Raw genomic sequence first — 24,488 nt, forward strand, 5'->3', positions numbered from 1 at the left:
GGATTAGGCTGCTGCCTTAATCGCGCTGGCTTCACGAGCCAGCTTGGTGATATGCGCCCAATCCTTGCGTGCTACAGCATCCGCAGGTGTGAGCCAAGTACCGCCGCAGACCACGACATTAGGTAATGCCAAGAATTGCGGGGCAGATTCAACAGTTACACCACCTGTGGGGCAGAACTTCACGTCACCGAATGGGCCAGCAAAGCCTTTCAGCAGGTTGATACCACCCACGGCAACAGCCGGGAACAACTTGAGGAAGTAGTAATCATCGACATTAGCCTGCATGATTTCGCTACCAGTGGAAACGCCAGGCAACAATGGCAGGCCCATTTCACGGGCTGCGCGGCCGAGCTCGCTGGTATAGCCTGGGCTAACGGCAAACTGGCAACCGACATCCTTGCAGTTCTGTGCATCCTTAATGTTACGCACAGTACCAGCGCCAACAATTGCATCAGGCACAGCTTTGGCAATCGCTTCCATGGCTTGCAATGCCACAGGCGTACGCAAGGTCACTTCCAGCACCTTGATGCCGCCTTCGAGCAAGGCTTCTGCCATCGGCACGGCATCTTCCACCTTGTTGATGACAATAACCGGAATCACCGGGCCATGGTTGGCTAAATCGAGAGTGCTCATATTCTATATACCTATGGATTGATTATTAAAAAGCTATGAATGCTTAAAGCCAGGTGACGGCACCTTCTTCGGCACTGTGCACATTCTTGCGCATACCGCCAAATAACTCACGACCAATGCCATGGCCATTGTTATTACGCTGTGCCTCGGTCATGACAGCTACAGTACGTGCCTGCCACTCTTCGTCGTCAACAAGCGCGTTCAGGGTGCCGACAACCGCATTCAGGCGAATCATGTCACCAGTGCGAATCTTGCCAATTGCACCGCCAGCCACAGCCTCTGGGCTCAAATGGATCGCGGCAGGCACTTTGCCTGATGCACCGCTCATGCGGCCATCGGTCACGATGGCAACACGGAAGCCCTTGCCCTGCAATACAGACAATGGCGGGGTTAGCTTATGCAGTTCAGGCATACCATTGGCACGCGGACCTTGGAAGCGCACAACCGCAATAAAGTCTTTTTCCAGCTCGCCGCGCTCAAATGCTGCCAGCAACTCTTCCTGTCCATTAAAGACAATCGCAGGTGCTTCAATGATCTGACGGTCTTCCGGCACAGCAGAGCTCTTGATCACGGAACGGCCCAGATTACCAGTCAACAGACGTAAGCCGCCCGATGCGCTGAATGGCTTGGAAGCATTGCGCACAATGGTTTCGTCTGGGCTTTCCTTGGGCAAATCGACCCAGATCAGGCTGTCATCGGACTTGGTGGGTTTCTTGCCGAAATCACGCAAACCACCAATCACGACAGAATTCACATCGCCGTGCATATAACCAGCGTCGACAAGCTCGCGAATCACGAAGCTTGGGCCGCCTGCGGCCTGGAACTGGTTCACGTCGGCAGTACCGTTGGGGTAAACACGTGCCAGCAATGGCGTATTCTGCGACAACTTGGAGAAGTCCGACCAGTCAATGATAATGCCAGCAGCACGTGCCACTGCCACCCAGTGGATCAAGTGGTTGGTACTACCACCGGTAGCCAGCAATGCCACGATAGCGTTGACGATCACACGTTCATCCACCATCTGCCCAATTGGGGTAAAGCGTTGGCCCTTGGTGATAGAAAGCACGGTCTTGACCGATTCACGGGTCAACATCTCACGCATGTCATCGTGTGGGTGTACAAAAGCAGCGCCCGGCACATGCAAGCCCATGGCTTCAATCAGCATCTGGTTACTGTTGGCGGTACCAAAGAAAGTACAGGTGCCTGCACCGTGGTAAGCCGCAGATTCAGAAGCCAGTAGTTCCTCACGACCAACCAAGCCTTGTGCGTACTTCTCGCGCACCTTGGATTTGGTCGTATTGTCGATACCTGTCGCCATTGGGCCAGCAGGCACGAATACGGTAGGCAAGTGACCAAAATGCAAAGCACCAATCAGAAGACCAGGCACGATCTTGTCGCAGACGCCCAGCAACAAAGCGGCATCAAATACATCGTGAGACAGTGAAACCGCCGTACTCATGGCGATGGTATCGCGTGAGAACAAGCTCAGCTCCATGCCTGGCTCACCCTGGGTAATACCATCACACATCGCAGGTACACCACCAGCCACTTGCACAGTCGCGCCGTGCTTACGTGCCTCATCGCGAATAATGTCAGGATAGGTCTCGTATGGCTGGTGTGCAGACAACATGTCGTTGTAAGCCGTCACGATGCCAATATGCGGGGCCTTCTCTGCCACAACACGGAATTTATCGTTATTGGGCAAGGCAGCAAAAGCGTGCGCCACGTTGGCACAGCCCAGACGCTCAGCACCGCGAGTGCGGTTGATGATCTGGTCTATACGTTGCAGATAGGCCTTGCGGGTAGGCGCACTACGTTCCCGAATGCGCTCGGTGACTTCTATCAGGGTTTGTGTCATTAATTTTTTGCTGCTGAAAAGTTGAATTTAGCCGGGAATTATCGCTGAAAGCGCTAGGCATCGTCAAATTAACCACGCCCGGGATAAGGTAAAAAAACCATGGGGTTGCGTCAACGGCATCATCGCCGCAACCCCCACCTGGCCTAGTTTTTGGTCACGAGCACGTCTTCCATCAGGAGATACTCGAGATCACACCCGTAAAACATGTTGAGCGCATCAGTCGGGCTGCAAATCATGGGTTCACCACGACGATTCAATGAGGTATTGAGCACCACCGGCACATTGCGCAGGCGCTCCAACTCCTCGATCAACGCGTAATAGCGCGGATTGGTTTCCTTGGTCACGATCTGCGCACGCGCAGTGCCATCCTCATGCACCACCTCAGGTATGCGTGGCTTCCAGTGCTCTGCGACATCGAAGGTAAAGGTCATGTAAGGTGCTGGATGATCTGTCTGCAAGATGTCAGCAGCCACACGGTCAAGCATACTGGGGCAGAAAGGACGCCAACGCTCACGATACTTGATCTGCGCATTGATTCGGTCTGCCACGCCCGGGTGGCTAGGATCACCCAGGATGCTGCGGCAACCCAACGCACGCGGGCCAAACTCCATGCGCCCCTGGAACCAGGCCAGCGGATTGCCAGCAGCCAGTAGCTCAGCACCTGTTTTAGGCGCATTCTCGACACGTTGGAACTTGGGTTTCGCAGGGTGCGCCTCACAGGCGGCAATACACTCTTCCGTAGTAAACGATGGGCCTAGGTAAGCGTGGGGCATAGGCTCGAGCGACTCGCCCATCTCTGCAGCCACATAGCTGGCCGCACCCAGGGAAGTACCGTTATCGCCTGAGGCCGGCTGCACGAACAGCTCTTTCACATGCGGCAAGGCAATGATGCGCTGGTTGAGCTTGACGTTGAGCGCCACGCCACCAGCCATGGCAATACGGCCTGTTTCACGGATGATGTCGCCGAGATAGTACTCGATCATCTCGAGCGCGAGGTCTTCCAGCAACTGTTGCACCGAGGCAGCGTAATGGATGTAGGGATCATCGATCTCGTCGCCATTGCGCTTGGGGCCCAGCCACTCTATCAACTTGGGCGTGAAGTAGAAGCCCTTGCCTTTTTCCTTGTAACGGCGCAAGCCCACGACATTGACGTAATCGGTGTTGATCTTGAGCTCGCCATCCTCGAACTTGGCCAAACGCGACAAATCGTAGCGCTTAGCGTCGCCATAAGGCGCCATGCCCATAACCTTGAACTCGCCATCCAGCATTTCGAAACCAAGATACTCGGTAATCGCGCCATACATGCCGCCCAGGGAATCTGGGTCGTAGAACTCCTTGATCTTGTGGATCTTGCCGTTTTCGCCATAACCAAAGAAGGTCGTGGCATATTCACCCTTGCCATCGATACCAACAATGGCCGTCTTCTCCTTGAAGCCACTCAAGTGGTAAGCGCTGCTGGCGTGGGCCAAGTGGTGCTCCACCGGCACGAAGCGCGCCTTGGTCAAGCCCAGCTGACGCATCAACTCCAGGGATTTATCACGATTGCGGCGGAAACGGCGATTGCCGTTAAAAATGGCATCCAGGGCACGATCGGGCGCATACCAATAACGCTTGGCATAATGCCAGCGCGCTTCACTGCTCAATGGAATTTCGCCATAAGGGAATGCCACGATATCCACTTGCTCCGGCTTTACTCCAGCCTCACGCAGGCAGTACCTTGCCGCTTCCAGCGGGAAAGTGTTCTTGGCGTGCTTGTCGCGGAGGAAGCGTTCCTCTTCCGCTGCCGCCACAATTTTTCCATCGACAATAATGGCAGCCGAAGCATCATGCCCCAGCGCACCTGATAAACCTAGAATGATCATTCGTCTTTCACTTTGTACTTAATTCGCGATACCCGCCCGCTCCAGCACGCGGGCATCTGTATAAACCGTCTTGAACGCGCTCATCAGCAGCTGTCGCGTTGCCAGATCCGACTGCCAGTTCCTGAAAAAACGCTTCACGTCACGCACATGCCGACGCAGAAAACTGCGCTTGCATGCATGTTGCTGCATGCTATCCAGGTCGATCAACAAGGGCTCCTGATCTTGAATCAAAAGATTGGTTGCCTTGAAATCCCCATGCTCCAGTTGCAGGCAATATAACTGATAAAACAACTGGGCAATGCGTTGCGCCACCAGTGCTCGCGCTGTATCAGGCATCGTTTGATCCGCAAAGAACTCGACCGCATCCCTGGCATGCACAAACTCCGTGAGTAGATATGCCTCTTCACGGAAACCCCAGCGGCGGCGCTCCATGACTGCCACCGCAACCGGTGTCGCAATGCCCTTCAATTGCAAGCGGAAGGTATTGGCCCATGACACCACGGCCCGTGATGGACGCCAGGCGCGGCCAAGGCCATGCCAAAAACTCTTAATATTGTACCTTTTGATCACCAGTTTGCGCTGATCAATTTCTGTCGCAGCCACAGTGCAGGTATTCCCGCTTTTCAATCGGCTTACCCCGGGGCCTTCCAGCAAGGCATTGGGCGCTAGCAAAGCTGCGTGCAAGCCTGGGCTATCGTAAAGGCGATTAACCGCGATATAGCCGGTGGCGGCGTTCAAGGTACGGACATCGGTGCATGTACGCTGCACCTTGCGCGCGTAATCCTGCATTTCCTGCTGCCAAAGTCGTGCAATGCGCCGTTGCATATCAAAAAATTCTGGCGGTGGCTCATCCATCACATTGGCATATTGCTGCAGCAAGGCAGGCAACCAGCCATCAATACGCGCTACATCGAGCTTGGAAAGCAGGACTGCCAGATTGTGCAACCGCTTGCCAAGCCGCCCCAAGCCGCTCAATCGCCGTATGCCGTCACCATCCAGGGTATGAATGGCATCGCCATCCACGAGGAAGTTTTTGAGATATAAATCCGTCTGCGACAATCCAGCACGGTGATGTGCTGCCACGGCCTCTACCAGGCGCATGGCCAGTGGCAGGCGCTGATCATCTGGCGTTGCTTGCCACACCTGTTCAGCATTGCTCGCCGATATCGCCTCATATACCAGCACACTCGCCCCTTGCTGCTCAATCGCGGTGTCCAGCAACAAGGCCGGGGTAGCAAGCCCTGCCTCGGCCAGCCAGATCGCGCCGCGCTTATCACGGGCAGCATATTGTGCGGCACGCGGCCCAATAAAGCATTTGGCATAAACAGGCTTGCCATTCAGCACTCCCCTGCCAACCACACGCTTAGCAGGCACCCGCCGGACGACGGCGTCCACTTGCAGCAAGCTGCCATCGTCCAGCCTTAAGCTCAATGGCTCTGTCAGCGCCCCATTGGCATAGGACAGCAAATCAGGGGCAGTCGCCACATGGTTGGCATTACTCATGCACGTGAATATCCAGCGGACGAATGGTATTAGGTTGATACGGGTCGCCGATCAGCAAAGGATGCTCCTTGAACTGAGGATTCACCAAACTGAAGGCGGGGTCGAATCCATCAAAACTCAAGCCAACCAGATCCGCCCAGGTATGAATGAAATGCGCATTGCTATAAGGCCGATCCAACATGCCGTCAAATGCCATCTCATGCCCAGCCCGCCATTCTGGTGAAGCCCAGATCATGAAGGGGATCGCATACATGGCGATGGTAGGCTTGGCCTCATTGCGGCCCAACATGTCATATCCCGGACCGTCGTAAACATCTTCCCCATGATCGGAGAAATACACCATCAGGCTATTGCCTGCCTGCTGTCGCAACTTGCTGATCAATGTCGCAATGACGTGATCGTTATAACGCACAGCATTGTCATATTGGTTATAGACCTTAGCCTGATCCTTACTCAACACACTAGGCACACCCTCACGATCAGTAAATACGTCAAACTCTGGAGGATAGCGATATTCATATTTCATGTGCGTGCCCAGCAAATGCACAATAATGAACTTGCGAGGTGCAGGGTCAGCCAGCACTTCGTCAAATGGCTCAAACACATTTTCATCGTACTCACGTGAATTCTGCGCCCGGCTGTTGTTCATGTAGAACTGCTTGTCCGTTTGTTTGGAAAAATTGGCCAGCATAGTGTTGCGCTTACTGATCGTCTGGTGATTGGTGATCCAGTAAGAGGTATAGCCTGCCTGCCGCATCATGTTCATGAGCGATGGCTTGGTGAGATACAAATCTGGATGCAGTTGATCAGAGAAACTCAATACCTGCGTCAATGCCTCTATCGTGTAAGGTCGGGTCGTCACCACGTTGGTAAAGAGATTAAGCTCATCCTTGATAGCATCAAGTTCTGGGGTTGTCTCGCGCTGGTAGCCATATAAGCTCATGCGCAGTCGATTGGTAGATTCACCCAACACCAACACCAGCGTGGCAGGCTTGCCAGCGTTGGCATCTTTCAAGTTGGATAACGGTGGGATCTTGCTGTTCTGCTCCAGCAAGGCCTCCATATTGGCCAACTGTTTTCGATAGTGAATATAGCCAATCACCATTTGCCATGGCACTGCAGGCTCCATTCGCAATTGCAGCTTTTCCACAGCGTCATCCAGGCTCGCATGATTGACCGCCAACTGCTTGAACATCGGATATACGAAGAGCAACAACAAGATGAGCACCGTTGCCGACCATGCCAGACGACGGGTGACTTGCAAGGGTCGCAGTCGACGCCAGAGCCAGAAAGCAACAGCGCTATGCGCCAGCAATACCGGGATCATCCACCAGACAAAATAGTGGGCAATGAATTCTTTGGATTCAGCCGGGTTGGACTCGAAAATCGTGAACATCACGCTTTGCGAGAACTCCTGCCCATAAATACAGAAATACCCCAGGCTGATCAGCGAGAACACCCACAGCACCAAGCCAATGCCAGCTGCTATCTGGCGCGAGAACCTTGGCACCAGCATCACGGGAATCAGCCAAAGCAGGCTCATCACGATCGCCTGGCGCATGCCGACAAAAATCGTGGCGCCACTGATTTGCAGCAGGATGTGGGTAATGCCAGAAAAATAGAAGAAAAACAGGTAATAGCTGAACAAAGCGCCCCAGTCAGAGCGCTTGGAACCAAACTTGATCGATGTCTGCATAAATATCCCGACTATATGCCGGCCTGCCACACGCTAGGCGATGATGCCGCCGAGCTGGCGTAGTTCTGGCGCGACTTGATGTAATTTGACGTAGAGCTTGATCGCGCGGGCCTGCACCTGCCTCCAGAAATCCTGTTCCTCTCGCATGACCTGCCTGATCGGCTTGCCACGATAGCGACGCAGGAACCGCAGGTAATCCCTGGGAGCTAGTCCCGCATTCATCGCAGAGAAATATAAAGCTGCCATATCCTTCATGCGATCCTGGGGCCGGATTGTCTCACGAATACCAACCCGGTGCAGGTCGATGAGATACAAATGGATATTGCCCTGCCTTAGCTGCGGCAAATCTAGGCAGATATGGCAGATATAGAAGTCACGGTGGTTGAGGCCGCTATCATGCAGCCGTGCCGCCAGGGACGCCACCTCCAGCAACAGGTGTCGCTTAAAGCTTGGCTCTGGTGGCGATAGTAGCCATTGGTCTGCCAGCGTTTCCAGGGAAAGAATATCGCCCAGGTCTTTTGTGATGAGGAAGGATTGCCTGCTGGCAGGATTGCAACCACGGCTACCAAAACCCGCCAATGGGGTGGTAGCAATGCCGATCTCGCCCAGCTTTTCTATCGCCTGCTTCTCGGTGATTGCACTCACCACGGGCACCTTGAATGCCAGCAGGTTCTTGAAAATCTCGCCCCAACCTACACCGAAATGCTGCTTAATGAAATACGGCTGGCCAGCCAGTTGCACGCGTATGGTCTTGCGCCCCCGCACATCGCGAAACACCTCGCCACCCAACGCCATCACACGAGAGAACACATCCTGGTCACCCAGCGCCTGCTGCACCGCTGGCGACAATTCCAATTTGTCACAACTCATGCACTACTCCCGGTCTTTTGCTGCGCCAGATGCAACATGATCTTGGCCTCGGCATCACCATCGTTTTCAGTCATCAACTTGCGGGCATGCTGCAAGCCATTGTCGCGCCAAACTTGTAATTGCCTATCTTGCGATAGCGTCAGGGACACCATCTCAGCCAGCATCTTATTCAAGGTTGCCTGTTCAAAGGGCACCGGCACTACTCGGCCAGCCTCGGCTGCCTGCACATGCACGGCATAGCCGCAACTGGCTGTTGCCAGCACCGGCAGGCCGCTAGCCATGGCTTCGAGAATCACCAAGCCAGTATTTTCCCGATAGGCCGGATGCAGGTAGAAATCTGCCCCTTGCATCAATTGTGGGATATCAGGCCGACCACGCGAGATGATGAGGTTTTCCGAGACATTGAGCTTGCGTGCCATCTTGATAAAAGGTGCGGGTTTATCCTGGCCAATCGCAATCAATGTGAAATGTTGCCGCATATCGGCAGGGAGGCTAGCCAGCGCATGCACCGCCCTGTCTAAGCCTTTCATGTAAAAGCCAGAACCGACCAACAACGCCACCCGGGTTTGCGCAGGCAAGTTAAAAGCCTTGCGCAAATAGGCCTGCATCTCCGCACGGTCATGCAATTGCAGACGCTCGCTAGAAAGATAAGGCGGAATGTAATGAAAGCGCTCATCCTCGGTGTGGTACCAGCGCTGGAACACAGCCTTCTCTGCCATATCCACCATCAACATCTGCGTACTGGCCTGTGGCGAGAAAATCGCTTGTTCTATCGCCTGGAACCAGCGATAGCGCGGCGTGAGGCGATAAAGCCAGTTGCGCTGCTTATGTGCCCGCTCGATAAAACAGGGGTCAGCCGCAAAATAGACATCCAGGCCACCCATGCGGTTATAACCCACGACCAGATCCACACTGAATTCACGCTTGATGCGGGCTTGTGCCTGACGGATGAAGTCATCGTATTTCTGTACATTGAACCACCCCTTGCCCGGCATGACATGCACGCGCATATTCCCTCCTGGCATTTGGCCATCCCATGACATCGTGAAAATATCCACAGAATGTCCCGCCTCTGCCAGGCGTGTGGCGGTGCGCAGCATATCGCGCTGCATGCCGCCATAAGGAAAATACTTGAAGATGAGGAAGGCAAACTTCAACGGCTCAGGCTTTCAATTGGGAAAAGAAGCTGAATTGTATGCGAAAATGCCGCCCATGCCTCGTTTGCTCATGATCAAAACCACCTCCCTAGGTGATGTCATCCATAATCTGCCGGTCATTACGGACATTAAGGCGGCACTCCCAGAGATGCAGATAGACTGGGTGGTGGAAGAAAGTTTTGCCGACATTCCACGCCTGCACCCTGGCGTTGATGCGATTATTCGCGTCGCCGTTCGCCGCTGGCGCAAACACCTGCTACAGGCGGCCACTTGGCACGAAATCCGCCAGACGCGCCATCAGCTGCAAACACATCATTACGATGCCATCATCGACACCCAAGGCCTGCTGAAAAGCGCCTTGATCGGCAAGCAGGCACGCGGCATCTACCACGGACAAGATCGAGCCTCGGCGCGTGAGCCTTGGGCATCCTGGCTTTACCAGCATCGCCACCCGGTATTGCGTGGCCAACATGCCGTGACGCGCAACCGCGAGCTTGCGGCGCGTGCCTTAGGCTACAACATCCCCACGAACCCACCCGATTACGGCATTCATGCTGGAGCGCCGGATGCCAGCCTGCAATTACCCAGCCGCTATATTGTCGGGCTACACGCCACTAGCCGCGATTCCAAATTGTGGCCAGAGCAACATTGGGTTACCTTGGGCAACGCCCTGCTACAGCAAGGCCTGACATTGGTTCTCCCCTGGGGCAATGCCAGCGAAGAAGCCCGCGCACAGCGCATTGCCAGCGCAGTTGCAGGCAGTGTGGTGCTACCCCGCTTACGCCTCACCCAACTCGCAGCCGCCATTGGCCACAGCCAGGCAGCGATTGGTGTCGATACCGGCCTCGTGCACCTTGCCGCCGCCCTTAACCTGCCTACGGTCGCGATCTATACCGACACCGACCCCAAGCTAACAGGCGTACTGGCTCAACATGCAGAAAAAATCTGCAACCTGGGCGGTCAAGGCCAGGTGCCAGAAGTCAGCGCTGTCCTGGAAGCATTGGCACACGTCACACATTAACGATGTGGCTTCCGCCACTCGCCTTTCGCTGCTGCCTGAATAAAATTACCCGCCCCCTCTTGTAATCCGGGCAGATACCCCCATTTGCTTCGTTGTTACATCATTACCAACAGGGACTATCATGCAACACGAAGACAAGACGCCAGAAACCGACCTGCAAGACAATGTATCCACCGGCCAACAAGACGCTGGTGCCGCAGGTTCGATTGATGACAGGATTGCTGCACTGGAAGCCCAGATTGCCGAACAACAGGCTGCCGTGCTTTACGCCAAGGCCGAGGGTGAAAACATCCGTCGCCGTGCCGCAGACGATATCGACAAGGCACGTAAATTCGCGTTAGAGAAATTCTCCAACGAGCTGCTGGCCGTCAAGGACAGCCTGGATGCCGCATTGAATGTAGGCTCCGCCACACTGGAAAGCTATCGCGATGGCGTTGAGCTGACCGCCAAGCAACTGACTTCCGTATTCGAGAAATTCAGCATTGCCGAAATCAACCCAGTAGGTGAAAAGTTCGACCCGAACAAGCACCAGGCGATTGGCACTGTCGACAGCGATGCCGAAGCCAACACCGTGGTCAATGTGCTGCAAAAGGGCTATACCTTGAATGAGCGCGTGTTGCGCCCGGCCTTGGTGATGGTAGCCAAATAAATCATTGAAATTGCCAACGGGGATTTTTTACAAAACAAGGCTTGAAATCACACTGCCTATCCCCACTTTGGCAACATAGTTATCCACTTTCAGAGTTAAAAGAACACAAGGAATCAAGACAATGGGAAAAATTATTGGTATTGACTTAGGTACCACCAACTCCTGCGTATCCGTCATGGAAGGTGGCAAGCCACGCGTGATCGAGAACGCCGAAGGCGCTCGCACCACTCCCTCCATCATCGCTTATCAGGAAGATGGTGAAATCCTCGTAGGTGCACCAGCCAAGCGTCAGGCAGTGACCAACCCAAAGAACACGCTTTACGCAGTGAAGCGCCTGATTGGTCGCCGCTTTGAAGAAAAAGAAGTGCAAAAGGACATCGGCCTGATGCCTTACACCATCACCAAGGCTGACAATGGCGATGCCTGGGTAGAAGTGCGCAATGACAAACTGGCACCTCCGCAAATCTCCGCAGAAGTACTGCGCAAGATGAAGAAAACTGCCGAAGACTACCTGGGTGAAGAAGTCACCGAGGCCGTCATCACCGTGCCTGCTTACTTCAACGATGCACAGCGCCAAGCTACCAAGGATGCAGGCCGTATTGCAGGCCTGGACGTTAAGCGCATCATCAATGAGCCAACAGCTGCTGCGCTGGCCTTTGGTCTAGACAAGCAAGAAGGTGACCGCAAAATTGCCGTATATGACTTGGGCGGCGGTACATTCGATATTTCCATCATCGAAATCTCCGAAATCGATGGCGAGCACCAGTTTGAAGTATTGTCCACCAACGGTGACACTTTCCTCGGTGGTGAAGACTTCGACAATCGCCTGATCGACTTCCTAGCTGACGAATTCAAGAAAGAAAACGGCCTCGACCTGCGCAACGACCTGCTGGCCAAGCAACGCCTGAAAGAAGCAGCTGAAAAAGCCAAGATCGAGCTGTCTTCCAGCACCCAGACTGAAGTTAACCTGCCATACATCACGGCAGATGCTTCAGGTCCCAAGCACTTGGTCGTCAAGATCACTCGTGCCAAGTTCGAGAGCCTGGTAGAAGACCTCATCGAGCGCTCCATCAAGCCTTGCGAAGTGGCTTTGAAGGATGCTGGCGTCAAGATTACCGACATTCAGGACGTGATCCTGGTAGGTGGTCAGACCCGTATGCCTAAGGTGCAGGAAAAGGTAAAAGAATTCTTCGGCAAGGAACCACGTAAGGACGTGAATCCTGACGAAGCCGTGGCTGTTGGCGCGTCCATTCAAGGTGGCGTGTTGCAAGGCGACGTCAAGGATGTATTGCTGCTGGATGTAACACCACTCTCCCTGGGTATCGAAACCCTGGGTGGCGTGATGACCAAGCTGATCCAGAAGAACACCACGATCCCGACCAAGGCATCGCAAGTGTTCTCGACAGCCGACGACAACCAGTCTGCTGTGACGATCCACGTATTGCAAGGCGAACGTGAAGTCGCTTCCGGCAACAAGAGCCTGGGTCAGTTCAACCTGAGCGACATTCCGCCAGCACCACGCGGCATGCCACAAATCGAAGTCACCTTCGACATCGATGCTAACGGCATCCTGCACGTATCTGCCAAGGACAAGGCAACCGGCAAGGAAAACAAGATCACCATCAAGGCCAACTCCGGTTTGTCTGATGAAGAGATCAAGCGCATGGAAGAAGATGCCGCCAAGTACGCTGACGAAGACAAGAAGCTGCGTGAACTGGTGGATGCGCGTAACAGTGCCGATGGCGCAATCCACAGCGTGAAGAAGTCCCTGACTGACCACGGCGACAAGCTGGATGCAGCCGAGAAGGAAGCGATTGAAAAGGCTGTGCAAGAGCTGGAAGACGTCGTCAAGGGTGACGACAAGGAAGCCATCGAGAGCAAGACCAATGCCCTGATGGAAGCCTCCCAGAAGCTGGGCGAAAAAGTCTACGCTGCAAGCCAGGCTGAAGGCGGTGCCGCTGAACAAGGCGAGCCACAGGAAAAGACCGTGGACGCTGAAGTGGTGGATGCCGAGTTCGAGGAAGTCAAGGATGACAAAAAGTAATTCCTTTACCATGTAACCTCATGAGGCACACAGGGCTTTCCCTGCTGTGCCTCATTTATTGTTAGTAGAGAAATATGGCAAAAAGAGATTATTACGAGGTACTGGGCGTCAACCGCGACGCTTCGGATGATGAAATCAAGAAGGCTTACCGCAAGCTGGCGATGAAATTCCATCCGGACCGCAACCCGGACAACCCCAAGGCCGAAGAAAGCTTCAAGGAAGCCAAGGAAGCCTACGAAATCCTGTCGGATGACCAGAAGCGCGGCGCCTATGACCAATATGGCCATGCTGGCGTAGACCCTAGCGCGGGTGCTGGTGCAGGCGGTGCTGGTTTTGGTAATTTTGCCGATGCCTTTGGCGATATCTTTGGTGATATTTTTGGCGGTGGCGGCGGTGGAGGCAATCGACGCTCCAACGTCTACCGTGGTGCAGACCTGCGCTACAACATGGAAATCTCGCTTGAGGATGCTGCGCGCGGCACCGAGACCAAGATCCGTATTCCCGTCATGGCAGAATGCGAAACCTGTCACGGCTCAGGCGCACGCCCCGGCACACAACCCGTCACCTGCACCACCTGTGGCGGCCATGGCCAAGTACGTATGCAGCAAGGCTTCTTCTCCGTACAACAGACCTGCCCCAAGTGTCACGGCTCCGGCAAGATGGTGAAAGAGCCATGCCCCACCTGCCACGGCGGTGGTCGCGTCAAGCAGCACAAAACACTGTCGGTCAAGATTCCAGCCGGTGTGGACGAAGGTGATCGCATCCGCCTCTCAGGCGAAGGCGAAGCTGGCGTCAACGGCGGCCCTCCGGGCGACCTTTATGTCGTAGTGCATTTGAAGAAGCACGAAATCTTCGAGCGTGACGGCGCTAACCTGCATTGCGAAATGCCGATTAGCTTCACCACCGCAGCCCTGGGTGGCGAGATCGAAATCCCGACCCTGGATGGCCACGCCAAGATGAAGGTGCCGCCTGAAACCCAAACCGGCGCGGTATTCCGCCTACGCGGCAAGGGTATCAAGCCATTGCGTAGCAGCGACATGGGCGACCTCATGTGCCACGTCGTGGTGGAAACGCCCGTCAAGCTCACCGAGCGACAGAAAGAACTGTTGAAAGAACTTGAAGACATCAACCAGCAGGACTCCGGGAAACACAGCCCTAGGGCCAAATCCTGGATGACGAAGGTGAAAGACTTCTTCCAGTAAACCTTGAAATACACAAAAGACATGGTAAAAAACCATGTCTTTTGTTTCCTATCGAATAACTTCCAAGCCTCATAATTGCCTTTGAGCTTATGACAAAAGCTCTATTCGCTTATTGGATGGTAAAACCTCCTCCAATCCACTCCACTCGGTCAGACATGGTGTCCTGAATCTAGGATCTTGCAAACCCACCTCATCTAGCGTGAAGTCCATCCTACCAAAATTACATGCAGCACAAGTCACAACCATATTATCTAGATGATTGCTACCCCCACGAGCATGAGGAAGAATATGGTCATATTGTGCCCATAATGCTTGGAAAGCCGCGTGCTGCATAATATTTTTCCTGCCCCAAGGAATTGCTTCGGGATAAAGCTTATGAAGATATACTCGAACCTCTTTACGAATAACAGGAATACCACAGAACCGGCAATTAAAGCCATCTCGATGATGCAAGGTGATCTTTTCCGCTAATGTTGGCATGCGCACTTCAACACGCATTGATTTCTCTATAATGGGTAAAGCGCCTTCTACGAAACGATATTGAACATATTCGCTTCTTTTCCCCCAAACAGACTCTAACCATTGCCGCACAATTTCATCGTTTGCCTCAGAAAAAAGGGAATATGCTTTCTTCATTTCTCCCTCCTGATGTGCTTTCACCGCTTGACGCAATAGCTCAGCACAGTAAAAGATTTCTGGTATTGGCAATCGAAAACAAGTTCTAAGCATTTTTCTTATTAACTCACCGAGCAACTATCAAGTAAAAAAGTTTCTCCTAAATTATTACACGAACCATATCCACTCCCATTTTTCATGGCTAACAACAATACTCCCCCATCCGATCTATCCCTCCTCAGCGGATGGCTGCTCCTGCTAGGCGCCCTGACCGGCCTCGCACCATTATCAATAGACATGTATCTCCCTGGCTTTCCCGCCATTGAGAAAAGCTTGCTCGCGCAAGCTGGCAGTGCAGAATTAACGCTGGCAAGTTATTTTATTGGTTTGGCAATCGGGCAGCTGTTCTATGGCCCACTCAGTGACCGCTTTGGGCGCCGCTTGCCATTGATGGTAGGGCTGGTGATTTATATTGCCGCATCCATTGGCTGCGCCTTCGCAGGCAGTATTCCGGAACTGATTATCTGGCGTTTTCTACAGGCACTGGGCGGCTGTGCAGGAATGGTAGTGACACTCGCCATCATCCGTGACCGCTGTAGCGCCAATGACGCGGCACGGGCACTCTCGATGCTCATCTTGGTGATGGGCCTGGCACCGATTCTTGCCCCGCTCATTGGCGGCTGGATCGTGACCACGTTCGATTGGCGCGCCCTATTCCTCACCTTGGCATTCGCAGGCAGCCTAGGATTATTAGCCGTGTATTTCCACCTTGAGGAAACACACGATACGCGCCACGAGCCTCCGCTGGTATTGCGTCACGTACTGCGTAATTACGGCAGGCTGATGATAGACCGCAGCTTTATCGGTTACACCTTAAGCGGCGGCTTGGCGCGCGCAGGGATGTTTGCTTATATCGCAGGCTCGCCATTTGTGTTCATTGAGTATTATGAAATTCCCGCGCAGCATTATGGCTGGATTTTCGGCATCAATGCAGCCGGATTAATCCTCTTTAGCCAGATCAATGCCTGGCGCCTGAAAAAGCATGATGCAACGGTGCTGCTCTCACGGGCATTGTGGCTTCCTGGCGGCATTGGCCTCATTCTGCTTGGTTTATCGCTGACAGGCCATATCACCTTGCCGCTATTGCTAGTGGGGATTTTCTGCTTCGTTGCCAGCATCGGCTATATTGGCCCCAACTCCAGTGCTGCAACATTAGCCACTCACGGGCAGCAGGCAGGGACTGCCTCTGCATTGATGGGCTCATTGCAATTCGGCCTCGCTACACTGGCAGGTGGCTTAGTCAATCTACTGCATGACGGCACAACATGTCCGATGGCAATTGTGATGGCAGGCTGCGGAATTGGGGCATGGCTGGCACACCGCCTGATCATCGTCAAACCTGTTTCTCATGCTAATTGAGCTGGCTTGAGCTGAAGTAAAAAAGCCCACCAGGGTCACCCCTGGTGGGCTTTTCATGTTTGCTCGGTCAGAGCAAAGGTAGAGTTGTCACAACAAGAACGATTGTTTTGCCTCAGCACCCAAGCGCTGATACAAACGGTTAATGCCACTGATCACCGCCAGGATGGAAGCCGTCACGAGATTATCGTGTATGCCTGCCCCGTACACCGTACCAGGCTGCCCGTCGGTCTCAAGCTCGGCAAAAGCCACCGCCTTGGCTGCCGCGCCTGCACCCAGCGCACGCTCTTCGTAATCATGGATACGGAACTTGCTGCCAAATGCGTGTGCCAAGGCATCGATTGGGCCGTTGCCCTTGCCTTGCAGCACGGTTTCAACACCATGAATACTTGCCGTAAGCTTGATGTGCTGGATGCCATCTCGTTCGTCGAGTGTATGGTCGATGTAGTGCACGGGGGCATTGGCAGCGATGTACTCCTCGTTAAACAATTGCCAGATGCCCTCGGCATTCACCTCTTGCCCGCTGCTATCGGTCAATCGCTGCACGGCGCTGCTGAACTCAACCTGCATGCGGCGTGGCATGGCGAGGCCATAGCCCGACTCCAGTAAGTAAGCGATGCCGCCCTTGCCCGATTGGCTGTTGACGCGAATGATGGAATCATAGGTGCGGCCCACGTCGTGTGGGTCTATAGGCAAATACGGCACTTGCCAGAGCGCCTCTGGCTGCTGTACGGCAAAGCCTTTCTTGATCGCATCCTGATGCGAGCCGGAGAACGCAGTAAACACCAAGTCACCGGCATACGGGTGGCGCGCATGCACCGGCAACTGCGTGCAATCCTCCACCGTGCGGGCAATGCTGTTGATCTGGGAAAAATCCAGGCCTGGATCAACGCCCTGGGTATAAAGATTGAGCGCCAGGGTCACAAGGTCGACATTGCCAGTACGCTCGCCATGCCCGAATAAACAGCCCTCAATACGGTCTGCTCCCGCCATCACTGCCAGCTCGGCTGCCGCCACTGCGGTACCGCGATCATTGTGTGGGTGCACACTAATGATGACGCTATCGCGGCGAGCAAGGTTGGTATGCATCCACTCGATCTGGTCGGCATAGTAGTTAGGCGTACCCACTTCCACTGTAGCAGGCAGGTTGAGGATAACCTTGCGCTCAGGTGTTGCCTGCCAGATGTCTGTCATGGCATCGCACACGTCCTTGGCGAAATCCAGCTCGGTTGCAGTGAAGGTTTCCGGGCTATATTGAAACACCCACTCAGTCTCGGGGCGCTCATCGGCTAATTGCTTGATCAAGCGGGCACTATCGGTGGCAATCTTCTTGGCGCCGGCCTTATCAGTGCGAAACACCGTCTCACGGAATACTGGCGACGTCGCATTGTAAACGTGCACGATGGCACGCCGCGCACCTTGCAAGGATTCGAACGTACGGCGGATCAAGTCTTCGCGCGCCTGAGTGAGCACCTCGATGGTGACATCATCGGGAATGTGACCGTTCTCGATCAAGTTTCGCACAAAATCGAAGTCAGTCTGCGATGCAGAAGGAAATGCCACCTCGATCTCCTTGAAGCCGATCTCCACCAGCATCTTGAACATGCGCAGCTTGCGTTCAGCATTCATGGGCTCGAACAAGGCCTGATTACCATCGCGCAGGTCTGTGCTCATCCAGATGGGCGCACGGGTAATGGTACGCATCGGCCATTGGCGATTTGGCAAGTTGATCGGCGTAAACGGGCGGTATTTGCTGCTTGGATTCTTCAACATCATATTTCTTTCAAAAGTTCAGTTCGCGGACTGCGGTATCTAGATTGTGATCCAGGGCTGCCAGGCTACCGCTCACGCAAGGCCTGACAACCGCGTGGCAGTCGGAATACTCTTAAACAATATGTTATATGACACATGATGCAAATATCCTATGGGATGAAGCGAAACTCAATCAATCGTTATTGCCCTTTGGACAACAAGGACAACTCAATAAAACCGGCAGGAGAAAGTAAGAATTAGATGCGCGCGGAGCGCAGCAGCAGACCTAGGCTTAGGAGGGCCTGGGCGGAAAACACAAACAATGTGGTCTGCTGGATTTGCATAGTGGGGCCATGATAAACAGAAGGCATACTGACTGTCAAACCCCAGAGACGCTTGCTTCAAACCTACTTGCTGTCAAACCCAAAAATAACTGCGTTAACTTGCAGCGCAAGCTTGCATCAAGGCGAACATGGTTGTGCAGCCACAGCCACGTTCGTCTGATGTGGGATGTTGAGCAATATGCTAGATATGCTTACGTATCTCGCCCGCTGCCTGCATGATGGAAGCATAGGTTTGTGGGGTCTTGGCAAGCGGATTCAACAAGCCGAAATCATGAATCGCACCCAGGTAACGCGTACAGGTGACACTGACCCCGGCATCGGTCAGCAGATGTGCATAGGCCTCTGCCTCGTCACGTAACACGTCGAACTCTGCCGTTTGTATCAATGCTGGCGGCAGGTCAGCCAAGTGCTCCAGGCTGGCATTGAGCGGTGAGGCATAGGGCTCCTCACGGGCATCCTTGTTTTCCAGATAGTTATCCCAGAACCACTTCATCATCTCGCGGGTGAGGAAATAGCCATCCGCAAAATGCTGGTAGGACTCGGTATTGAACTTTGCATCGGTCACTGGCCAGAACAAGGTCTGGTGCTTGATGAAGGGCTCGCGCTTTTCCTTTGCCATCATGCAAACCACGGCGGCCATATTCCCACCAACGCTATTGCCAGCCACGGCCAGACGCTGGCTATCTACGCCGATTTCCTCGCCATGCTGCGCCACCCACTTGGTGGCAAGATAACACTCGACGATTGCCGTGGGGTACTTCGCCTCTGGAGAGCGCGTGTAATCAACAAAAACCACGGCACAGTTAGATGCCACACAGAGATCGTGCACCAAGCGCTGGTGCGTAGGGAAATCCCCGAGCACCCAACCACCGCCATGGAAGAACATGATGACGGGCGGCTTGATGGCAATGTCAGCAGGCTTCACGATAAAGAGATGGATGGAATGGCCTTCAATGGCGACCTCACGTTCCTCAACACTAACACCATCCAGATTGACTTCAACACTGGCCTGCAAATCACTCAAGACCTTGCGGGCCTCGGCAGGCGCCAGTTCTTCCACTGGCGTACTGTCAGCGGCTGCCAACTCTTCGAGAAAGGCACGGGTACGCGGCTCCATGCCGCTATATTCCTGCTTATCGGAAGTAAATGAATGCAGAATGGGGTCGAGAATATTCACGGTACATCTCCTGTACAGGTAGTAGTGAATATGCATTTTGCGCCCATGACGCAGCGTGGTATGTCAGCAGGACGCTGACGTGCTTGTAGGAAGCGGGCTATTCCTGCTCAGGCAAACCTTCCCAGCCACCACCCAGCGCAGCGATTAACTGTACGCTGTTGATCAGCCGACTTTGTTGCAAAGTCAGCAAGGTACGCTCGCTACTGAGCGCAGTGGTTTGCGCCGTGACGACATCAAGAAAACCAATCAGCCCCACGCGGTATTGATTGGTATATTGCTTGAGCGCCTTGCGCGCTGCAGCGACGGATTCTTCACGCAATGCAGATTCCTCACCCAGTGTATGCAAAGCTACCAGGTAATCCTCCACTTCCTTGAATGCAGTCAAGACTGTCTGGCGATAGCTCGCTACTGCTGCATCGTAGCTGGCCTCAGATTGCACGACGTTATATTTGTTCTGCAAACCATCGAACAAGGTCATGGCCAATTGCGGCCCCACTGACCAATAACGGTTCGGCAGCGTCATCCAGTCATTGAAAGTGCTGCTACGGTAGCCCCCGCTAGCAGACAAGCTCAAGCTGGGATAATAGGCTGACTTCGCCACACCAATATTGGCATTGGCCGCCATCACGGAGCGCTCCGCAGAGGCCACATCTGGCCTGCGCTCCAGCAATTGGCTAGGCACGGAGGCTGGAATGGCAGGCAATTGCGGCACGGCATCGCTTTCGGCCAGGCTGTAATCGGCGGGCGGCACACCAATCAGTACGGCAATGGCATTTTCCAGCTGTGCTCGCTGCCAAACCAAGTCCACCAGATCGGCTTCTGCATTCTTGAGCTGCGTGGTGGCTGCGGCAACATCCGCACTGGCGACCACACCACGCTTGTACTGGCTTTGCGTCAATTGGACGACCCGACGGTAGGTATCGACGGTTTCCTGTAATAGACGCTTCTGCTGGTCCATCACACGGATCTGCAGGTAGTTCTGTACCAGCTCGGATTGCATGCTGAGCCGCATGGCAGCCAGCGTCGCAAAGCTGGCATCAGCGCTGGCGCGATTGGCTTCCAGCGTGCGCCTGAGCTTGCCCCAGATATCGAGCTCCCAGCTGGCATTGAGCGCGGCGTTGTAAGTGGTGCGTATGCCGCTGATCTGCACGGCTTGGCTAGAGTTCGAGCTACCCGTTCCCTGCCCTGCGCGTGTCTTGCCAACGGTAGCGTTCAGTTGCGGCCATAAGGCACCACGGGCGCCCTGGGCCAAGGCAAAAGCCTGGCGGTATTGCGCCTCGTATTGCGCCACGGTCTGGTTGCTGTCATTGAGCCGTGCCACCAACTGGTTAAGCGCTGTATCGCCGTAGCGCATCCACCACTGTCCTTTCGGCACCTCATCTGCCGGGGCTGCAACGCTCCAGCCCTCTTGATGCTTGAATGCAGCAGGCACGGCACTCTGCGGTCTATGATAATCCGGGCCTACCATGCAGGCAGATAACAGGACGGACAAGCTAACGACACCAAGCTTGGCACTGGTACTCATTCCATTTTCTCCAACATTGCAGCCTCAGGTTTGCGACGCAAGACCCACAGGCGTAAACGATCCAGGTAAAGATAAACCACCGGGGTGGTATAAAGGGTAAGCAACTGGCTCAGCAGCAAGCCACCCACGATAGCAATGCCCAGCGGGCGACGCAGGGGTGCATCGCCATCAGTGCCCAGGATCAGCGGGATAGCACCCAGCAAAGCCGCCATGGTCGTCATGAGGATGGGGCGCAATCGCTGTTCACAAGCCTCCATGATGGCCGCCCTTGATGACAGGCCACGCTCACGCTCGGCCACCAGGGCAAAATCAATCATCAGGATGGCGTTTTTCTTGACGATACCAATCAGGAGAATGATGCCGATCAACGCGATCAAGGTCAGCGGCGTATCAAACAGAATCAGCGCCAGCAAAGCCCCTACCCCGGCAGATGGCAAGGTAGACAGGATAGTGAGTGGATGCACATAGCTCTCATACAGCATGCCAAGGACGATATACACAGATACCAGCGCCGCCAGAATCAGCCAAGGCATCTGATTGAGCACCTTGCCCTGGGCACTAGCCGTGCCCGAGAAGGTGGCCTGCACGTTGAGAGGCATTTTGAGATCAGCTAGCGCTTGCTTGATCTGCTGCTTGGCCTGTTCCAGGTTGCCACCCTCTGGCAGATTGAAGGAGTAGGTAATCGAGGCAAACTGCCCCTCATGCTGTACCGAGGCTGGGGCCGTGTTATAGCCCAGCGTGACGATATTGGACAATGGCACGCGCGCACCACTGCTGGTCAAGACATACAGGCTGGAAAGGATATCCGGGCTTTGCATGTATTGATCAGCCACGCCCATCACAACACGGTACTGATTTTGGTCCTGATAAATAGTGGAAATCTGGCGCTGCGCATAAGAGTTGTTCAGCAGTGCAATCACCATACTCACATCAATGCCCAGGCGTGTGGCTGCTTCGCGATCTATATCGAGGTAAACCTGCACGGAACGGCTACGACCACCACCGCTCACGTCAGTAATGCCAGGCAAGGACTGCAAGGTATCCAATACCTTGGTTTCCCAGGTGCGCAGGTCTTTGACATCATCACTCTTGAGCGTCATCTGGTAGCTGGAATCTGCCGAACGACCTCCAATGCGCAAATCCTGCATATTGACCAGGAATATCGAAGCGCCTGGCACTTGTGCCAACTTGGGCCGCAGCCTGGCGATCACGGTTTCTGCCGGCTCACGTTGCTTAATATCCTTGAGGATAATAATGAAATTGCCGGAATTACTTGATGCCCCTGGCCCGCGCCCACCACCCGACATCCCCATCACTTGATCGACGGCGGGGTCTGTCAGCAAGATATTGCGAAAAGCCTCCAGCTTGTGCTGCAACTCATCAAAGGAAACCCCTTGGTCAGCCCGCGCCATGCCAAACAGGCGGCCGGTATCCTGATCGGGGAACATGCCCTTGGGAATGGCAATATAGAGATAGACATTCACAGCAATGGTGAACAGCAACACCACCAGCATCAAGCCAGCATGCTCCAGCGCCCAGGCCAGGCTCTTGCAATAGCCACGCTGCATACGCTGGAACAGTCCGGTATGCGCCTGTCCTGTTGGATGTTCACCTTCCACCGCCAAGGCATCCTTGCGCCTGAGCAAGTAGGCGCACAACATCGGCGTCAATGTCAGCGATACGAACAATGAAATCAGGATGGCAACAGAGAGCGTGACGGCAAATTCGCGGAACAGGCGGCCAGTAATATCTCCCATGAACAGCAGCGGAATAAAGACTGCCACCAGCGATATGCTCATGGATATCACCGTAAAGCCGACTTCGCGTGCACCGCACAACGACGCACGGAAAGGATGATCGCCCTGTTCAATACGCTTGCTGATGTGCTCTACCACCACAATGGCATCATCCACAATAAAACCCGTAGAGATAATCAGCGCCATCAAGGTCAAATTGTTGAGCGAATAGCCACACAAATACATCGCCGCAAAGGTCGCGATGAGCGATACCGGCACGGCCAGCGCCGGTATCAGCGTGGCTCTGCCATTCCTGAGGAACAGGAACACGACGAGGATCACCAGTGCTACGGCAATCGCGAGTGTCAGCTCGGCTTCATGCAAGGAAGCACGGATATTAGGGCTGCGGTCTTCCACCACGGTCAGCTTGATATCATCGCCAATGCTGCTCTGGATACTGGGTAGCTCAGCACGAATGCGATCTATCATTTCGATGATATTCGCGCCCGACTCACGGCTCACCATCAGCAGGATGGCACGCTGCTTATTATGGAAACCGACGTTGCGGATATCCTCCACGGAGTCATAGACACGCGCGACATCACTGAGGCGTGTGACCGCGCCATTGTGACGCGCAATCACCAGCGAGCGATAATCCTTGGCGCGTAGCAAGCGGTCATCCGCATCCAGCTGCCAGCTATAGGCGTCATTTTGCAGATAACCCTTGGGCCCACTGCCATTCGCTGCGCTGATAACGCTGCGCACATCGTCAAGTGCAAGGCCCTGCTGAACCAAGGCATCTGGGTTGATATCCACACGCACCGCAGGCAGTGAGCTACCTGCCACATTCACCTGGCTTACGCCTTGCACCTGGGCAATCTTGCGCGATACCCGATTGGATGCCAGATCGTACAGTTCGCCCATTGTCTTGGTTTTGGAAGTCATGGTCAGCACCATGCTAGGCATATCCGCCGGGTTCATCTTGCGATAGCTAGGGCGAGTCGGCATGCCGGTTGGCAGCATACCTGCCGCAGCGTTGATAGCAGCCTGCACTTCACGTGCCGCCACATTGATATCCTTGCTGAGATCAAATTGCAGGGTGATCGACGTACTGCCCAGGGAGCTAGAAGAAGTGATTTCACTGATGCCGGAAATGCGTCCCAGGCTACGCTCCAGCGGTGTGGCGACGGAGGAAGCCATGGTTTCCGGGCTAGCCCCTGCCAGCGAAGCGGTGACATTAATGGTGGGGAAGTCCACCTGCGGCAGTGGCGCAATCGGCAATAAACCAAACGCCATCCAACCGGCAAGCATCAGCCCAAGCGATACCAGCAGCGTCATTACCGGACGCAGGATAAACAAAGAGGCAGGGCCACGCTCATCCGCCTTGAGCTGCGCCCAGGAAATCATGCGCCTCATGTGCCTGCACTC

At 54.3% G+C, this 24,488-nt stretch carries 17 protein-coding genes; 5 read left to right on the forward strand and 12 right to left on the reverse strand.

From position 1 onward, the window contains the following. Window positions 1–3: 3 nt before the first annotated feature. From eda to ACIKP9_RS05975, 7 genes are all read right to left on the reverse strand, one after another. Entirely contained in the window at window positions 4–633 is a 630-nt protein-coding gene (gene eda / locus ACIKP9_RS05945; protein ID WP_400880531.1) for a bifunctional 4-hydroxy-2-oxoglutarate aldolase/2-dehydro-3-deoxy-phosphogluconate aldolase, read from the reverse strand. A 43-nt stretch (window positions 634–676) separates the two neighbouring features. Further along, window positions 677–2,491 (reverse strand): phosphogluconate dehydratase, encoded by a 1,815-nt coding sequence (edd, locus tag ACIKP9_RS05950; protein ID WP_400880534.1) that lies wholly within the window; start codon window positions 2,489–2,491, stop codon window positions 677–679. Window positions 2,492–2,634: 143 nt separating this feature from the next. Then, window positions 2,635–4,353 (reverse strand): carbamoyltransferase family protein, encoded by a 1,719-nt coding sequence (locus ACIKP9_RS05955; protein ID WP_400880537.1) that lies wholly within the window; start codon window positions 4,351–4,353, stop codon window positions 2,635–2,637. 18 nt (window positions 4,354–4,371) lie between these two features. Further along, window positions 4,372–5,856 carry a lipopolysaccharide kinase InaA family protein gene (locus tag ACIKP9_RS05960; RefSeq protein ID WP_400880539.1) on the reverse strand — a complete coding sequence of 495 codons (1,485 nt, stop codon included), beginning with the start codon at window positions 5,854–5,856 and terminating at the stop codon, window positions 4,372–4,374. Then, on the reverse strand, window positions 5,849–7,552 hold the full coding sequence (cptA, locus tag ACIKP9_RS05965; RefSeq protein WP_400880541.1) for a phosphoethanolamine transferase CptA: 1,704 nt from the start codon (window positions 7,550–7,552) through the stop codon (window positions 5,849–5,851). The genes ACIKP9_RS05960 and cptA overlap by 8 nt, the downstream gene beginning before the upstream one ends. A gap of 33 nt (window positions 7,553–7,585) precedes the next feature. Continuing rightward, a complete protein-coding gene (gene rfaP, locus ACIKP9_RS05970) occupies window positions 7,586–8,422 on the reverse strand; it encodes a lipopolysaccharide core heptose(I) kinase RfaP (RefSeq protein WP_400880544.1) in 837 nt (278 codons plus the stop codon). Then, window positions 8,419–9,579, reverse strand: a complete 1,161-nt coding sequence (locus tag ACIKP9_RS05975) for a glycosyltransferase family 4 protein (RefSeq protein WP_400880545.1) — start codon at window positions 9,577–9,579, stop codon at window positions 8,419–8,421. The genes rfaP and ACIKP9_RS05975 overlap by 4 nt, the downstream gene beginning before the upstream one ends. A gap of 70 nt (window positions 9,580–9,649) precedes the next feature. Here ACIKP9_RS05975 and waaC point away from each other — a divergent pair, with 70 nt between their 5' ends. The 4 genes from waaC (at window position 9,650) to dnaJ (ending at window position 14,495) form a co-directional block, all read left to right on the forward strand. Beyond that, the gene (gene waaC / locus ACIKP9_RS05980; RefSeq protein ID WP_400880548.1) at window positions 9,650–10,600 is read left to right on the forward strand and encodes a lipopolysaccharide heptosyltransferase I; all 951 of its coding nucleotides are present in this window, start codon (window positions 9,650–9,652) and stop codon (window positions 10,598–10,600) included. A gap of 121 nt (window positions 10,601–10,721) precedes the next feature. Next, complete coding sequence (gene grpE, locus ACIKP9_RS05985) at window positions 10,722–11,249, forward strand: nucleotide exchange factor GrpE (RefSeq protein ID WP_230347796.1); 528 nt, start codon at window positions 10,722–10,724, stop codon at window positions 11,247–11,249. 121 nt (window positions 11,250–11,370) lie between these two features. Continuing rightward, the gene (gene dnaK, locus ACIKP9_RS05990; RefSeq protein ID WP_400880553.1) at window positions 11,371–13,293 is read left to right on the forward strand and encodes a molecular chaperone DnaK; all 1,923 of its coding nucleotides are present in this window, start codon (window positions 11,371–11,373) and stop codon (window positions 13,291–13,293) included. A gap of 74 nt (window positions 13,294–13,367) precedes the next feature. Then, window positions 13,368–14,495 (forward strand): molecular chaperone DnaJ, encoded by a 1,128-nt coding sequence (gene dnaJ, locus ACIKP9_RS05995; RefSeq protein WP_400880555.1) that lies wholly within the window; start codon window positions 13,368–13,370, stop codon window positions 14,493–14,495. 87 nt (window positions 14,496–14,582) lie between these two features. On the opposite strand, the gene ACIKP9_RS06000 is transcribed toward dnaJ, so the two are convergent. Then, a complete protein-coding gene (locus tag ACIKP9_RS06000) occupies window positions 14,583–15,131 on the reverse strand; it encodes an HNH endonuclease (RefSeq protein ID WP_400880558.1) in 549 nt (182 codons plus the stop codon). Window positions 15,132–15,308: 177 nt separating this feature from the next. Between ACIKP9_RS06000 and ACIKP9_RS06005 the strand changes: the two genes are divergently transcribed. Then, window positions 15,309–16,529 carry a Bcr/CflA family multidrug efflux MFS transporter gene (locus tag ACIKP9_RS06005; protein ID WP_400880560.1) on the forward strand — a complete coding sequence of 407 codons (1,221 nt, stop codon included), beginning with the start codon at window positions 15,309–15,311 and terminating at the stop codon, window positions 16,527–16,529. An 87-nt stretch (window positions 16,530–16,616) separates the two neighbouring features. Here the strand turns inward: ACIKP9_RS06005 and leuA are convergent, their stop codons facing one another. The 4 genes from leuA to ACIKP9_RS06025 all read right to left on the reverse strand — a co-directional run bounded on the left by leuA (window position 16,617) and on the right by ACIKP9_RS06025 (window position 24,467). Next, on the reverse strand, window positions 16,617–18,299 hold the full coding sequence (gene leuA / locus ACIKP9_RS06010) for a 2-isopropylmalate synthase (RefSeq protein ID WP_400881880.1): 1,683 nt from the start codon (window positions 18,297–18,299) through the stop codon (window positions 16,617–16,619). A 504-nt stretch (window positions 18,300–18,803) separates the two neighbouring features. Further along, window positions 18,804–19,799, reverse strand: a complete 996-nt coding sequence (locus ACIKP9_RS06015) for an alpha/beta hydrolase (protein ID WP_400880563.1) — start codon at window positions 19,797–19,799, stop codon at window positions 18,804–18,806. Window positions 19,800–19,896: 97 nt separating this feature from the next. Beyond that, a complete protein-coding gene (locus tag ACIKP9_RS06020; RefSeq protein WP_400880565.1) occupies window positions 19,897–21,324 on the reverse strand; it encodes an efflux transporter outer membrane subunit in 1,428 nt (475 codons plus the stop codon). Further along, window positions 21,321–24,467, reverse strand: coding sequence for a multidrug efflux RND transporter permease subunit (locus ACIKP9_RS06025; protein WP_400880568.1), 3,147 nt, complete (start codon window positions 24,465–24,467; stop codon window positions 21,321–21,323). Before ACIKP9_RS06025 ends, ACIKP9_RS06020 begins: the two co-directional genes overlap by 4 nt. Between the last annotated feature and the right edge of the window lie 21 nt (window positions 24,468–24,488).

It is taken from the genome of Methylobacillus methanolivorans (genome assembly GCF_044751345.1).
Lineage (GTDB): Bacteria > Pseudomonadota > Gammaproteobacteria > Burkholderiales > Methylophilaceae > Methylobacillus > Methylobacillus methanolivorans.